The organism is Streptomyces sp. NPDC058373 (assembly GCF_042723275.1).
GTDB lineage: Bacteria > Actinomycetota > Actinomycetes > Streptomycetales > Streptomycetaceae > Streptomyces.
In genome coordinates, this window is the sequence record NZ_JBHXJE010000030.1 from 63,980 (window position 1) to 77,262 (window position 13,283).

Here is a 13,283-nt window from a genome sequence, read left to right on the forward strand (position 1 = left end):
GGGCGCCGTCACCGGTGGCCTCGGGCGCCGGCCGGGCTGTCAGGGAGCTTGTGTTACTGACCTGGGGCCGCCGGAGGCTTTCGCGTGGGCCTCTCCTCCGCCGCTGCCGGCGGGGGCGGCTCGGCGAGGGTTCCGCAGACGGCGCCGCCGCCCTCGCGGGCGTACGGGTCGGTGGCGGGTGGGTGGCCCGCGGGGGGCTTCTCGCCGGCGAGCAGGGGGCGCAGGTGGTCGGCGGCGGCCTCGCCGCAGGGCAGGGGGCCGGCCTGGGTGCGGGAGCCGAGGAGTTCTAGCTGGCCGCCGCGGAGGGTGTCGCGGTCGAAGCGGAAGCGCAGGGCGCGGCGGACCACCAGGAGCGAGGGGTCGCCCTCGGGGTCGGCGGCGGGCCGGACCGCGTAGACGAAGGTGTGATCGGTGGTGATCTCCAGGGTGCCGGGGCCGGTCTCGGCGTAGTCCAGGACGCCCTGGACGCGGATGTCGGGGGCGGCCAGCACGGCGTGGGCGGGGTCGAGCCGGACCAGCCAGCCGGTGGCGGCGTGCAGTCCGTCGGGGGCGGGGCGGCGCAGCGCGGCGTCGAACTGGTCGACCTGGGCGGGGTCGACCAGGAGGCGGATGGCGCGGTCCTCCCGCCCGGCGAGGGTCTCCGGGGAGAGCGAGGAGTGGACCAGGTACTCCTTGGCGGTGCTGAGGGCGGTGATGACCTGGCTCTCGTCGAAGTGCGGGGTGGCGTGCGCGCCGGGCAGGTTGATCCCGGCGGCGCCGGTGGCGTACTGGGCGGCGGGGGTGGCGTCGAAGGGCCGGTCGGGGTCGGTGGGGCGGACCGCCTGCGCGGGGGCGAGCGGGACCAGGCTCATCCGGGCGGGGCGGGGCGGTGGCCCGGACTGGGTCTGCCCGGGCGGGCTGACGCCGAGGTAGACCGCGAACAGGAAGGCGACGGTGAGCAGGGCGGCGAGGAGCAGCACCTGCTTGGTCAGCCGGGGGCCGGTGCGGCAGGTGACGACGGGCGGCGGCCGGTCGCGGACGGCGGGGGCGTGCTCGGTCGCGGTGCGTTCGCTGGCCGAGTACTCCTGGAGCGAGGCGGCGCGGACGAAGGAGTCGTCGAAGACGAGCCCGTAGTCGTCGTCGCTGCCGGACGGGCCGTCCCCCGGATTGTCGGGGGGTCCGTCGGGCGGCTGCCCCGGCCTGTTCATATCTTCAGGTTGGGTCGCGGGGGCCGCCCGTAAACGCCCCCGTTGGGGCAACCCCGGCTCGGGCCGCCCGCGTCAGGGGTCCAGGGGCGCCGTCGATGCCGCCGGACGGGTGAGCCCGGTGTCGGTCGAGGGGTCGGCGCCGGTGGTGGCGGGCGGCGGGCTGGTGTCCTGGCCGGAGGCGGCGGAGCCGCGGTAGACGGCGCTGAAGGCGAGCGCGACCATGCTGACGCCCATCAGCAGGGCGAGGAACCAGGCGATGGGCCGGTGCCAGCTGACCCGCGCGGGGTGCAGCGCGGCGTCGTCGGCCTCGCTCGGGTCGTAGTCCTCGTCCACGGACGGGTCGGGTCCGAACGGCTGGGCCGCTTCGTAGTACTCGTCGCGGGTCCTGGTGCGGGCGCGGCGCGCCTCGGCCTCCGCCCGGGCGTGGGCGGCGGCGACCAGCCGCTCCACGGCACTGGCTTCGTGGAACTCGGCGGCCCTGATGAAGTCCTCGTCGAAGACCACGGAGGCGAACGGGTCGTCCGCGCCTCCGCGGTCGTGGTCGTCGTCGGGCTGTCGGCCGTCCGGAAACGGCGAGCCCCCCACGTCCTCCGGCACGGGACCAGAGTAGACCTGAGGGACTCTTTTGGGCAGAGCGTGGGAGAAGTCAGGGCATCACCGGATGTGCCCGTCCCCGGTGACGATGTACTTGGTGCTGGTCAGCTCCGGGAGGCCCATCGGGCCCCGGGCGTGCAGCTTCTGCGTGGAGATGCCGATCTCCGCGCCGAAGCCGAATTCACCCCCGTCGGTGAAGCGGGTGGAGGCGTTCACGGCGACGGTGGTGGAATCCACCCTCCGGGTGAACCGGCGGGCCGCCGCCTGCGAGGTGGTGACGATCGCCTCGGTGTGGCCGGAGCTCCAGCGGCGGATGTGGGCGACCGCGTCGTCGAGGCTGTCGACCACGGCGGCGGCGAGGTCGTACGACAGGTACTCGGTGGCCCAGTCCTCGTCGGTGGCCTCGACCACGGTGGCCTTGGAGTCCGCGGCGAGCGCCCGGACGTGCTCGTCGCCGTGCACGGTGACCTGGGCCTCGGCGAGGGCGTCGAGGGCGCGGGGCAGGAAGGCGGCGGCGATGTCGCGGTGGACGAGGACGGTCTCGGCGCTGTTGCAGACGCTGGGGCGCTGGGCCTTGGAGTTGACCAGGATGTCGACGGCCGTCTCCAGGTCGGCTTCGGCGTCGACGTAGACGTGGCAGTTGCCGGTGCCGGTCTCGATGACCGGGACGGTGGACTCCTCGACGGTGCGGCGGATCAGGGCGGCGCCGCCGCGCGGGATGAGGACGTCGACCAGGCCGCGGGCGCGCATCAGCTCGCGGACCGAGTCGTGGGTGTCGCCGGGGACGAGCTGGACGGCGTCGGCGGGCAGCCCGGCGGCGGCGACGGCGTCGCGCAGGACGGCGACGAGCGCGGTGTTGGACTCCTTGGCGGAGGAGGAGCCGCGCAGCAGGACGGCGTTGCCGGACTTCAGGCAGAGCGCCGCGGCGTCGACGGTGACGTTGGGCCGGGCCTCGTAGATGATGCCGACCACGCCGAGCGGGACGCGGACCTGGCGCAGGTCGATGCCGTTGGGCAGGGTCGAGCCGCGGACCACCTCGCCGACCGGGTCGGGCAGGGTGACGATGTGGCGCACGTCCGCGGCGATGGCGCGGACCCGGTCGGCGGTGAGGGTGAGGCGGTCCACGACGGAGGCGGCGGTCCCGGCCTCCTCGGCCCGGCGCACGTCCCCCGCGTTGGCCGCGACGATCTCGTCGGTGCGCGCCTCCAGGGCGTCCGCGACGGCGCGCAGGGCGTCGTCCTTGACCGCGCGCGGCAGCGCGGCGAGGTCGGCGGCGGCTTCCTGGGCACGGCGGCCCGCGAGCGTGACGGGGCTGGTGGCGTCATACGTCGTCATGGCCGCGAGCCTACGTCGCCGCGGGGGCCGTCCCGCCGGACGTCCCAGGATGCGAGAGCGCCCGGGACCGCCTGCCGGGCGGGCCCGGGGTCAGTAGGGGTGGACGCCGATCGGGCGGGCCGGCGGCGGGCCGTACCCCTCGGCGATCCGCTGGTGGTAGGTCTCCCGGTCGATGACCTCCAGGCCGACGATCTCCCAGGGCGGGAGCCCCGCCGACTGCCGGTGCTCTCCCCAGAGCCGCAGCGCGACGGCGGCGGCGTCGTGCAGGTCCCGGGCCTCCTCCCAGTAGCGGATCTCGGCGTGGTCCTCGGCGTAGCGGCTGGTCAGCAGGAAGGGGTGGTCGTGGGCGAGCTGTTCGAGCCCGGCCCGCACCTCGGCCAGCGGGGTGGCCTCCCCGGCGGCGCTGAGCGTGACGTGCCAGAGCCGGGGGTGCGGCGCGCCGCCCTCGTCGGCGGACCCGGGCGCGGCCCGGTCGCCGGGCCGGACGCTGCTGAGCGCGCGCTGGTCCCCGGCTCCCCGGCGGGGCGGGGAGGTGCTGTTCGCGCGGGACCCCGGCCCCGGGCGCCCTCGTCTCACGGCGGCCTCCTGCCACATTGACGTCCCGGCGGTCTCTCCGCTCGCCTCCGCCGCGGAGCCGGTCCGCGCGGAGTCTGTCCGCTTCAAAGTGGAACAGGCGCGGTGGTCCCGCGTGACGGTTTTGCGGAAGCTCCCCGCGCACGGGAACAGGTTTCGGCCGCCCCCGGCCATCCCGCGGCGCGCCTCGCGCGCCGTGCGTGCCGGAGCGCGGGCGGAACCGGGCGGCTCCGGCTGCCGGGGAGGTCAGGGCGGGGTGGAGGTCACGGCTGGAGGAGGACCAGGTCGTCGCGGTGGACGATCTCGCGCTCGTAGGCGGGGCCCAGTTCGCGGGCGAGGTCGCGGGTGGAGCGGCCGAGCAGACGAGGGATCTCGGAGGCGTCGAAGTTGACGAGTCCGCGGGCGACGGCGCGTCCGGAACCGTCGCGCAGCTCGACCGGGTCGCCCGCGGTGAAGTCGCCCTCGACCGCCTCGATCCCGGCGGGCAGCAGCGAGGTGCGCCGTTCGACGACGGCGTGGACGGCGCCTTCGTCCAGGGTGAGCGCGCCCTTGGGGGTGGAGGCGTGCTGGAGCCAGAGGAGGCGCCCGGCGAAGCGGCGTCCGCGCGGGTGGAAGTGGGTGCCGGTGGGATGTCCGGCGAGGGCGTCGGCGGCCTGGCTGGCGGAGGTGAGGACGACGTCGATGCCCGCGTTGGCGGCGATCTGGGCGGCCTCGACCTTGGTGACCATGCCGCCGGTGCCGACTCCGGCCTTGCCCGCGCTGCCGATCTCGACGCCTTCCAGGTCCTCGGGACCGTGCACGTCCAGGATGCGGGAGCTGGTGGCGCGGGCCGGGTCGCCGTCGTAGAGGCCGTCGACGTCGGAGAGGAGGACGAGCAGGTCGGCGCGGACCAGGTGGGCGACGAGGGCGGCGAGCCGGTCGTTGTCGCCGAAGCGGATCTCGTCGGTGGCGACAGTGTCGTTCTCGTTGACGACGGGGAGGGCGCCGAGGGTCAGGAGCTGGTCGAGGGTGCGGTAGGCGTTGCGGTAGTGGGCCCGGCGGCTGGTGTCGTCACCGGTGAGCAGCACCTGGCCGACGCGGACGCCGTACCGCGCGAAGGAGGCGGTGTAGCGGGCGACGAGCAGGCCCTGCCCGACGCTGGCGGCGGCCTGCTGGCGGGCGAGGTCGCGGGGGCGGCGAGGGAAGCCGAGAGGGGCGAGGCCGGCGGCGATGGCGCCGGAGGAGACGACGACGATCTCGCGGGCTCCGCCCGCCCGGGCCTTGGCGAGGACGTCGACCAGGGCGTCGACCCGGTCGGCGTCGAGCCCTCCTGACGCGGTCGTCAGCGAGGAGGAGCCGACCTTGACCACGATTCTGCGGGCCTGAGCCACACTTTGCCTTGCCGCTGACACGCGCTTTCCCCAATGGTCTTGACGTGCCCGGTACCCGGACGGTGCGCAATCTACGCGAGAGTCCCCGGCCGCCGCCTCCGCGTTCCGAGGGACGGGACCGCGCGGCCCGCCACCCGGGACCGCGCCCGGCCCGCCGCGGGGGCCCCCGCCCTCTGGGCCACCCCGGATGTGATCTCCATCAAAGCTCCACCTTCACACTCCGTGGCCACCGCCTCACGGGCCCGCGCGCCCCCGCCGCCACCTCGCCCGCGCCCCACCGCAGGTCGCGCGGTGACGGGGGCCACAACCGGAAGCCTCGAAAATGGGCGATAGCGCCCCAAGAACGCGCGCCGTGCCGACTCCTTCACACACGACAGAGTGTGAGCACACCACACTGTCCACACGTCCCGGTCACGACACCCACCACAAAAAGTCAGCTTTCTCTCACTCCGCCTTCACGTATAACGCACAGGTATGCCGCACGCGGGCCGTAGCGTGGTCTGATCCGAGCCCATTACCGAGGACTCACCCTCGCCGTTGACCAGCAAGCCCAGGCCACGCCGACATCCCCCACTCCCCCCGTCGCGTGCCGGACCTGACTGGAGAGAGTGCACCTTGTCTACGATCCCCCCTGCCGTCCCGCGTGTGACGGCTGCCCTGCGGAAGTCGGCCAAGCTGCTGCCGCTCGCCGTGCTGGCCGGCGCCTTCGTCGCCCAGGTCGTCGGAGCGCTGCTCCCCAACACCCTGCTGCTCGCCGTGGCCACCGCCGTCGGTCTGGCCACCGACGCCGCCCTGCACCGGTGGCAGCGCCGCACGGTGACCCTGATGGCGAAGGCCCACGCCGACGTCACCGTGCGCCAGTTGCTGCGCGACCTCCTCCTGGTGGTCGGCCTGCTGCGGATAGAGCAGCAGAGCCAGGAGTCGGTGTTCCTGCCGGTGGTGATCGGCCTGCTGATCCTCTACGCCCTGCACTTCGCCGTCCAGGCGGTGTCGGTCAAGGTCCGCCGGAGCCGCACGCTGCCGTTCGTCACCCGGAACATCGACGCCTCGGCCCTGCGTCTCAGCTCCGCCCCGCCCAGCCTGCTGACCCGCCGCGCCGGCCACCGGCTGCTCGCCTTCGGTGCCCCCGCCACCCTCGGCCTGCTGGTCACCGCCATCGCCGACGAGGGCACGCCCGCCGCTGCCGGCGTGGGCGTCTCGGTGGCGCTGATGGCCGCCGGACTGGTCAGCCTGCTGCTGCGGCTGCTCCCCTCCCGCCGCCCGGTCTCCGAGCAGGAGGCGCTCGCGTGGCTGGACGCCTGGCTCGCGGAGTACCGGCCCACCGTCGGCATGTACTTCTCCGGCGGCACCACCTCGGCCTACCAGGCCAACATGTGGCTGGAGCCGCTGGCTGCGCTGGACGGGCGCCCGGTGATCGTGCTGCGCGAGCGGTTCATGGTGCAGAAGATCGCCGCCACCGACATCCCGGTGATCTGCCTGCCCAAGGTCGCCACGCTGATGCGGCTGGAGCACTCGACCCTGCGGACGATGATCCACCCGGCCAACTCCGGGAAGACCTCGCAGATCCTGCGCGTCCCCACCATCAAGCACGCCTTCGTCAACCACGGCGAGAGCGACAAGCTCTCCTCCTGCAACCCCTACGCCAAGGCGTACGACGAGGTCTGGGTGGCCGGTCCCGCCGCCCGCGAGCGGTATGCCCTCGCCGACGTCGGCGTGGACGACCGGGACATCGTCGAGGTGGGCCGCCCCCAGCTCGACCCGGTGCTCCCCTACGCCGGCCCGCCCACCGGCACGTACACCACCGTGCTGTACGCCCCCACCTGGGAGGGCTGGGACGGCAACCCGGGGAACACCTCCGTGGTCCTGGCGGGCGAGAACATCGTCCGCGCGCTGCTCGCCGACCCCGGGGTCCGGCTGCTCTACAAGCCGCACCCGATGACCGGTTCGGTCGACCCGCGGGCCGGCGCCGCCAACGAGCGCATCCAGGCCATGATCCGCGAGGCCAACCGCCGCCGTCAGGCCGCCGCGGGCGACGGCGCCGAGCTGGCCCGCCGCACCGCCGAGCTGGAGCGCGCCACCAGCTCCGTCTTCCGCGCCGCCGCCGACGACGTGGAGCGCATGCTCGCCCAGGGCGAGCCGGACTCCGGCTCGGCCGCCGAGGTCGAGCGGGCCGCCGCCGCCTGGGACGCCGCCTACTGGGGCTCCTTCGACGAGGCCGAGCACCAGATCATCACCGCCGCCCGGCCCGGCATCTTCTCCTGCTTCAACCAGGCCGACGTGCTCGTCAGCGACGTCTCCTCGGTCGTCTCCGACTGGCTCGCCAGCGAGAAACCGTACGCCGTGGCCAACACCAGCGGGATGACCGAGGAGGAGTTCCGCGCCGCCTTCACCACGGTGCGCGCGGCCGCCATCCTCACGCCCGACGCCGCCGGCGTCCCGGCCCTGCTCGCCGCTGTGCGCGACCCCGCCCAGGACAGCCTGGTGAAGGACCGCGCGGAGCTGAAGCTGCATCTGCTCGGCCCCTCCGACCCGCCGTCGATCAGCCGGCTGCGGGCCGCGGCGACCGCGCTGGAGCAGAAGACGCTACTGCGCGGCACGGGCCGCCAGGAGGCCTCCACGGCCCCCGGCATCCCCACCCAGCGCGACCACACCGCGGCCGCCGACACGGCGGACACGGCCGGCGCGGCCCCCTCGCCGACCTGACCGAGGCGGTACAGCACGCCCCCCGGAGGGGCCCGGTGACCACCGGGCCCCTCCGGGCGTTTCCGGCCACTTCCGCACCGCCCGGGGGCACTTCGGGCGGGCCTGGTACCGGCGGTCCTGTTTGCGAGGCCCGGGCAGCTCCGCCCACACTGACCTCCTCACGGACGGCGCACCCGGCGCCGGGCCCTCGATACCAGAACGGAGGGAGCCCCCGTGCCCCCCACCTCGCTCGGCACGGCGCCCGGCACCACCGCGCCGACCGACGGCACCGCCCCCACCCGGAAACCCCCGGCTTCCCGGGACCCCTTCTTCGACAACGCGAAGTTCCTCGCCATCGTCCTGGTGGTCGTCGGCCACTCCTGGGAGGCGCTGCGCGACGACAACCGCGTCCTGGCCGCCGGCTACCTCCTGCTGTACGCCTTCCACATGCCGGCCTTCACCCTCATATCCGGCTACTTCTCGCGGAGCTTCCGCCACGAGCCGCGCCAGATCAAGCGGCTGGTCGGCAGCGTGCTGGTGCCGTACGCGGTCTTCGAGATCGCCCTCAACGTCTTCCGGGCCTGGGCGGACGGCGAGGAGCTGAAGATCAGCCTGCTCCACCCCTGGTACCTGACCTGGTTCCTGATGGCGCTGTTCATCTGGCGGCTGACCGCGCCGCTCTGGCAGATGGTCCGCCATCCGCTGCTGCTCTCCACCGCCGTCGCCGCCCTCGCCTCGATCGACCCCGGCATCGGCCCGGACCTCGGCCTCCAGCGCGTCCTGCAGTTCCTGCCGTTCTTCGTCCTCGGCCTGAAGATGCGCCCCGAGCACTTCACCCGGCTGCGTCAGCGGCGCGTACGGATCGCCGCCGTGCCCGTCCTCGCCGGCGGCGCCCTGGCCGCATACTGGGCGGTGCTGCGCATGAACCCGGACTGGTTCTACCGCCGCGATGCCGCGCAGGACCTCAACGCCCCCTGGTGGACCGGGGTTTCGATGACGGTCGGGATGCTGGTCTGCTCCCTGCTGCTCAGCTTCGCCTTCCTCAGCCTGGTCCCCGGCCGCCGCACCTGGTTCACCGCCCTGGGCGCCGGGACCCTCTACGCGTACCTCCTGCACGGCTTCCTGGCGAAGGGCGCGCACTTCTGGGGCTGGTACGACAACGACTTCTCCAACAGCGTCCTCGGCGCCGTCACCATCAGCGCCCTGGCGACCGTGCTCGCCGTCGTCCTCACCACGGCACCGGTGCGCCGGATCTTCCGCCACGTGATGGAACCGAAGCTCGACTGGCTCTTCCGCGACCCCGCGCGCCCCTCCAGCGCCCCCGATACACCAACCGGTCGGGAGCCGTCCACTTCCTCTCGCCGACGAGACGGTGAACAATCGGCGCTATGACTTATGTCACACTGTCTCAAATACAACCTGAGCGGAAGCCAATAGTCCATTCAGGACAAAAAGCCGCATAAAACGCCAGCCTCGTTCCGTTCCGGTCGGACGACGTCAACTCGGCGCCCTCGCAGGCGATCACGGCTGGGCTAGTCTTTCGGCGGCCTTCTCCACTGAACGCCGCCGGCCTTGATGCCCCTGCCGCCACCGCCGCAGCCGCAGCCGCACGGCCGCCGACGCCACGCCCTGGCCGACGGCCCCGCCCCACCCCACGGGAAGATTGCTGACTCCATGGAAATACCTCCGCTCTCCGAAGTGCGTCGCCTGACCGAGAAGAAGCGCGACGCCTGGTGGACGGTGCTGCTGGTCGACCCGGTCGCCACCCCGCTGGTCCGCTGGACGGCCAAGTACGCCCGCTGGGTGACGCCCAACCAGATCACCTGGGCGGCCCTCTTCCTCGGCCTCGGCGCGGCCGCGTGCTTCGCGCAGGCCGACTGGATGTGGCTGATCATCGGCGCCGTCCTGTACCACGTGAGCTTCATCCTCGACTGCATGGACGGCAAGCTAGCCCGGCTCACCGGCCGAGGCTCGGAGTTCGGCGGCTGGCTCGACTACGTCTTCGACCGCATCCGCGTACTGGCCTGCGCCATCGCCCTGATGGGCGGGCAGTACTCCCGGACCGGTGACGTCGTCTACGTGTGGCTCGCCCTGGTCGTGGTCTTCCTCGACATGCTGCGCTACATCGACGCGCTCCAGATCTTCAAGGTGCGCCACAGCATGCGCAAGAAGATCAAGACCCGCGCCCGCGCCGCCCGCCGCAACCTGGAGAACCAGCACCCCGACTCCGTCGGCCAGGAGCAGCGCGACGAGCTGCACTTCATGGAGGACCTCCTCCGCGACAACCCGTCGGCCGACATCGACAACACCCACGACGAGCTGGCCGAGCAGGTCACCACCGGCAAGGTCACCGCCCTCCCGGACGACGAGCCGGAGACGACCGCCGCCACCGACGAGGACCCCGGCGCCCCGGCCCGCGAGAAGGTCGTGGTCGACCTCCACCAGGAGTTCAAGAGCCGCTTCCCCTGGTACGGCAAGTTCCGCAGCCTGCTGCTGCGCCACCGCATCCGCGCCCACCTGATCAGCGGCATCGAGTTCCAGATGGGCGTCTTCATCGTCGGCCCGCTGTTCGGCGCCGTGCTGCCCGTCACCATCGGCAGCGGTGTCCTGCTGATGATCTTCGAGCTCGCCATCATCTACAAGCTGCTGCTCTCCACCCGCGACTTCGAGCGCACCCTGGCCAAGTACCCGGTGCCCGAGCCGGTGGCCGACCCCGTCGAGGCGACCCTCCCGGCCCAGGCCGGGGCCCCCGCGGCCGAGCAGAGCGAGCGCAACGCCCGCCTCTGACCCGCGACACCGCAGTACACACAGAAGGGGCGGACCCGACCGGGTCCGCCCCTTCCGCATGCGCCCGCACACGCGGTACGCGCCGCACGCGCGGCTCGCGCCGTACGTACCGCGAGGCCCCCGGCATCACCCGGAGGCCCCGCTCACCGGCCTCAGCCCCCGGCGAAGGGGTGGAAGCCCTCGTACTCCTCCTGCGCCTCGTCGCGCTCGGCCTGCCGGTCGCGGCGGCGCTGCGCGGCGGGCCGCTCGCCCTCCAGGCGGTGGTCCTCGCCACGGCGGCCGAGCATCTCGGCACCGGCCAGCATGGTCGGCTCCCAGTCGAAGACCACGGCGTTGTCCTCGGGGCCGATGGCGACGCCGTCACCCGTGCGGGCGCCGGCCTTCATCAGCTCCTCCTCGACACCGAGGCGGTTGAGCCGGTCGGCGAGGTAGCCCACCGCCTCGTCGTTGTTGAAGTCGGTCTGCCGCACCCAGCGCTCGGGCTTCTCGCCGCGCACCCGGTACAGCGACTCCTCCTCGCGGGTCACGGTGAACCCGGAGTCGTCCACCGCCTTCGGTCGGATGACGATCCGCGTCGCCTCCTCCTTCGGCCGTGCCGCGCGGGCCTCGCCGACCAGCTCCGCGAGGGCGAAGGAGAGCTCCTTCAACCCCTTGTGGGCGACGGCGGAGACCTCGAAGACGCGGTAGCCGCGCTCCTCCAGGTCCGGGCGGACCATCTCGGCGAGGTCCTGGCCGTCGGGCACGTCGATCTTGTTGAGGACGACGATGCGCGGACGGTCGTCCAGGCCGCCGTAGCTCTTCAGCTCCTCCTCGATGACGTCGAGGTCGGAGACCGGGTCGCGCTCCGACTCCAGCGTCGCCGTGTCCAGCACGTGCACCAGGACCGAGCACCGCTCGACGTGGCGCAGGAACTCCAGGCCGAGGCCCTTGCCCTGGCTGGCGCCGGGGATGAGGCCGGGGACGTCCGCGACCGTGTAGACGGTGGAGCCTGCGGTGACCACGCCGAGGTTGGGGACCAGCGTGGTGAAGGGGTAGTCGGCGATCTTCGGGCGGGCCGCGGAGAGCACCGAGATCAGCGAGGACTTGCCCGCGCTCGGGTAGCCGACCAGCGCGACGTCGGCGACGGTCTTCAGCTCCAGGACCACGTCACCGGCGTCGCCCGGCTCGCCGAGCAGCGCGAAGCCGGGCGCCTTGCGGCGGGCCGAGGCCAGCGCGGCGTTGCCCAGGCCCCCGCGGCCGCCACTGGCGGCGACGAAGGTGGTGCCCTCGCCGATCAGGTCGGCCAGGACCTCGCCGTTCTTGTCGAGGACGACGGTGCCGTCCGGCACCGCCAGGACCAGGTCCTGGCCGTCCTTGCCGGAGCGGTTGCCGCCCTCGCCGGGCCGGCCGTTGGTGGCCTTGCGGTGAGGGCTGTGGTGGTACTCGAGCAGGGTGGTCACGGACTGGTCCACGACGAGGATGACGTCCCCGCCGCGGCCGCCGTTGCCGCCGTCCGGGCCGCCGAGCGGCTTGAACTTCTCACGGTGGACGGAGGCACAGCCGTGGCCTCCGTTACCCGCGGCGACATGCAGTTCGACGCGGTCCACGAAGGTGGTCATGGAAGGTGCCTCCGATACGCACAGGGGAAAACTAGGGGTACTGCTTGGGGTACTGCTGGTGCTGGGTGCTGCTGGTGCGGGGCCGGCACGCGTGGTGCCGGTCTCACGCGGAGCGCGGCGGAAAGCCGCCCTCCTCTTCAATTGTCCACAACAAGCGAAGGGCGGACCCCCTTCCCGTTCGGGGAAGTGAGGTCCGCCCTCGCGAAAAACCGCTGTCAGCTACCTGCGAAGAAGATCAGGCGGCCGGAACGATGTTCACGACCTTGCGGCCGCGGTGGGTACCGAACTCCACCGCGCCGGGGTTCAGCGCGAACAGCGTGTCGTCCTTGCCACGGCCGACGCCCGCGCCGGGGTGGAAGTGGGTGCCGCGCTGGCGGACCAGGATCTCACCGGCGTTGACGACCTGACCGCCGAAGCGCTTCACGCCGAGCCGCTGAGCATTGGAATCGCGACCGTTCCGAGTGGACGATGCGCCCTTCTTGTGTGCCATGTCTCCTCAGTCCCTTACTTCGCAGCCGTGGGGATGCCGGTGACCTTGACCGCCGTGTACTGCTGGCGGTGGCCCTGGCGACGGCGGTAACCGGTCTTGTTCTTGTAGCGAAGGATGTCGATCTTCGCACCCTTGTGGTGGTCGACGACCTCGGCCTGGACCTTGATGCCGTCCAGCACCCACGGGTCGCTGGTGACCGACTCGCCGTCCACGAGCAGCAGGGTCGAGAGCTCGACCGTGTCGCCGACCTTGGCGGTGGAAATCTTGTCAACCTCAACGATGTCACCGACAGCAACCTTGTGCTGGCGGCCACCGCTGCGCACGATGGCGTACACGCGGATCTCACTCTCTGTCACTCAGAAAACGGACCTCTGAAGCCAGCCGCCCAAGCGGGCCCGCGAAGGGCCCGGCACATCCTGGGAGGGACGAGCGGCCTCTCCCTGACAGGCGCTGCGAGCGCCGCATCGCGGGAGGAAGGTGCTCAGAGGGTGGCGCACAAACGCCGAGGGTAAAGGCTACGGGACCGCTGTCCCGAGGGTCAAACCGGGTCTCACCGGCTCACCTGGCCGGTGCGGGCCGGCCGGGATGGTCCCGGCCCGGCCGCCCCCCCCGACGGCGCCGTCCACGGGGGAGGCGGGGGCGGCCCGGTTCTTTGGCGCCGCCGTAG

11 protein-coding genes are annotated in these 13,283 nt (G+C 72.8%); 3 read left to right on the forward strand and 8 right to left on the reverse strand.

All coding sequences use genetic code 11. The features are described from left to right. Positions 1 to 53: 53 nt before the first annotated feature. The 5 genes from ACFWMZ_RS18165 to proB all read right to left on the reverse strand — a co-directional run bounded on the left by ACFWMZ_RS18165 (position 54) and on the right by proB (position 5,080). Positions 54 to 1,187, reverse strand: a complete 1,134-nt coding sequence (locus tag ACFWMZ_RS18165; protein WP_383182450.1) for a hypothetical protein — start codon at positions 1,185 to 1,187, stop codon at positions 54 to 56. A gap of 72 nt (positions 1,188 to 1,259) precedes the next feature. Next, positions 1,260 to 1,784, reverse strand: coding sequence for a hypothetical protein (locus ACFWMZ_RS18170; RefSeq protein WP_383182448.1), 525 nt, complete (start codon positions 1,782 to 1,784; stop codon positions 1,260 to 1,262). Positions 1,785 to 1,841: 57 nt separating this feature from the next. Further along, positions 1,842 to 3,116, reverse strand: coding sequence for a glutamate-5-semialdehyde dehydrogenase (locus ACFWMZ_RS18175; protein WP_383182446.1), 1,275 nt, complete (start codon positions 3,114 to 3,116; stop codon positions 1,842 to 1,844). 90 nt (positions 3,117 to 3,206) lie between these two features. Then, positions 3,207 to 3,710 carry a hypothetical protein gene (locus tag ACFWMZ_RS18180; RefSeq protein WP_383182444.1) on the reverse strand — a complete coding sequence of 168 codons (504 nt, stop codon included), beginning with the start codon at positions 3,708 to 3,710 and terminating at the stop codon, positions 3,207 to 3,209. Between the two features lie 242 nt (positions 3,711 to 3,952). Then, positions 3,953 to 5,080: a glutamate 5-kinase gene (gene proB / locus ACFWMZ_RS18185; RefSeq protein ID WP_383202609.1), complete on the reverse strand. Its 1,128-nt coding sequence runs from the start codon at positions 5,078 to 5,080 to the stop codon at positions 3,953 to 3,955. 624 nt (positions 5,081 to 5,704) lie between these two features. Here proB and ACFWMZ_RS18190 point away from each other — a divergent pair. The 3 genes from ACFWMZ_RS18190 (at position 5,705) to ACFWMZ_RS18200 (ending at position 10,528) form a co-directional block, all read left to right on the forward strand. Further along, positions 5,705 to 7,762: a hypothetical protein gene (locus ACFWMZ_RS18190; protein ID WP_383182440.1), complete on the forward strand. Its 2,058-nt coding sequence runs from the start codon at positions 5,705 to 5,707 to the stop codon at positions 7,760 to 7,762. Positions 7,763 to 7,975: 213 nt separating this feature from the next. Next, a complete protein-coding gene (locus tag ACFWMZ_RS18195; RefSeq protein ID WP_383182438.1) occupies positions 7,976 to 9,133 on the forward strand; it encodes an acyltransferase family protein in 1,158 nt (385 codons plus the stop codon). A 282-nt stretch (positions 9,134 to 9,415) separates the two neighbouring features. Beyond that, complete coding sequence (locus ACFWMZ_RS18200) at positions 9,416 to 10,528, forward strand: CDP-alcohol phosphatidyltransferase family protein (protein WP_383182436.1); 1,113 nt, start codon at positions 9,416 to 9,418, stop codon at positions 10,526 to 10,528. Between the two features lie 152 nt (positions 10,529 to 10,680). On the opposite strand, the gene obgE is transcribed toward ACFWMZ_RS18200, so the two are convergent. The 3 genes from obgE to rplU form a co-directional block, all read right to left on the reverse strand. Next, positions 10,681 to 12,126 (reverse strand): GTPase ObgE, encoded by a 1,446-nt coding sequence (gene obgE / locus ACFWMZ_RS18205; RefSeq protein WP_383182434.1) that lies wholly within the window; start codon positions 12,124 to 12,126, stop codon positions 10,681 to 10,683. A 235-nt stretch (positions 12,127 to 12,361) separates the two neighbouring features. Beyond that, positions 12,362 to 12,616, reverse strand: coding sequence for a 50S ribosomal protein L27 (gene rpmA, locus ACFWMZ_RS18210; RefSeq protein ID WP_383182432.1), 255 nt, complete (start codon positions 12,614 to 12,616; stop codon positions 12,362 to 12,364). Between the two features lie 14 nt (positions 12,617 to 12,630). After that, positions 12,631 to 12,951: a 50S ribosomal protein L21 gene (gene rplU / locus ACFWMZ_RS18215; protein ID WP_003948029.1), complete on the reverse strand. Its 321-nt coding sequence runs from the start codon at positions 12,949 to 12,951 to the stop codon at positions 12,631 to 12,633. Between the last annotated feature and the right edge of the window lie 332 nt (positions 12,952 to 13,283).

What these genes read in the sequence shown, in the direction of transcription:
- ACFWMZ_RS18165 (WP_383182450.1), bottom strand. Translation starts at nt 1,187, where the DNA reads ATGAACAGGCCGGGGCAGCCGCCCGACGGACCCCCCGACAATCCGGGG.
- ACFWMZ_RS18175 (WP_383182446.1), bottom strand. Translation starts at nt 3,116, where the DNA reads ATGACGACGTATGACGCCACCAGCCCCGTCACGCTCGCGGGCCGCCGT.
- ACFWMZ_RS18180 (WP_383182444.1), bottom strand. Translation starts at nt 3,710, where the DNA reads ATGTGGCAGGAGGCCGCCGTGAGACGAGGGCGCCCGGGGCCGGGGTCC.
- ACFWMZ_RS18200 (WP_383182436.1), top strand. Translation starts at nt 9,416, where the DNA reads ATGGAAATACCTCCGCTCTCCGAAGTGCGTCGCCTGACCGAGAAGAAG.
- obgE (WP_383182434.1), bottom strand. Translation starts at nt 12,126, where the DNA reads ATGACCACCTTCGTGGACCGCGTCGAACTGCATGTCGCCGCGGGTAAC.
- rpmA (WP_383182432.1), bottom strand. Translation starts at nt 12,616, where the DNA reads ATGGCACACAAGAAGGGCGCATCGTCCACTCGGAACGGTCGCGATTCC.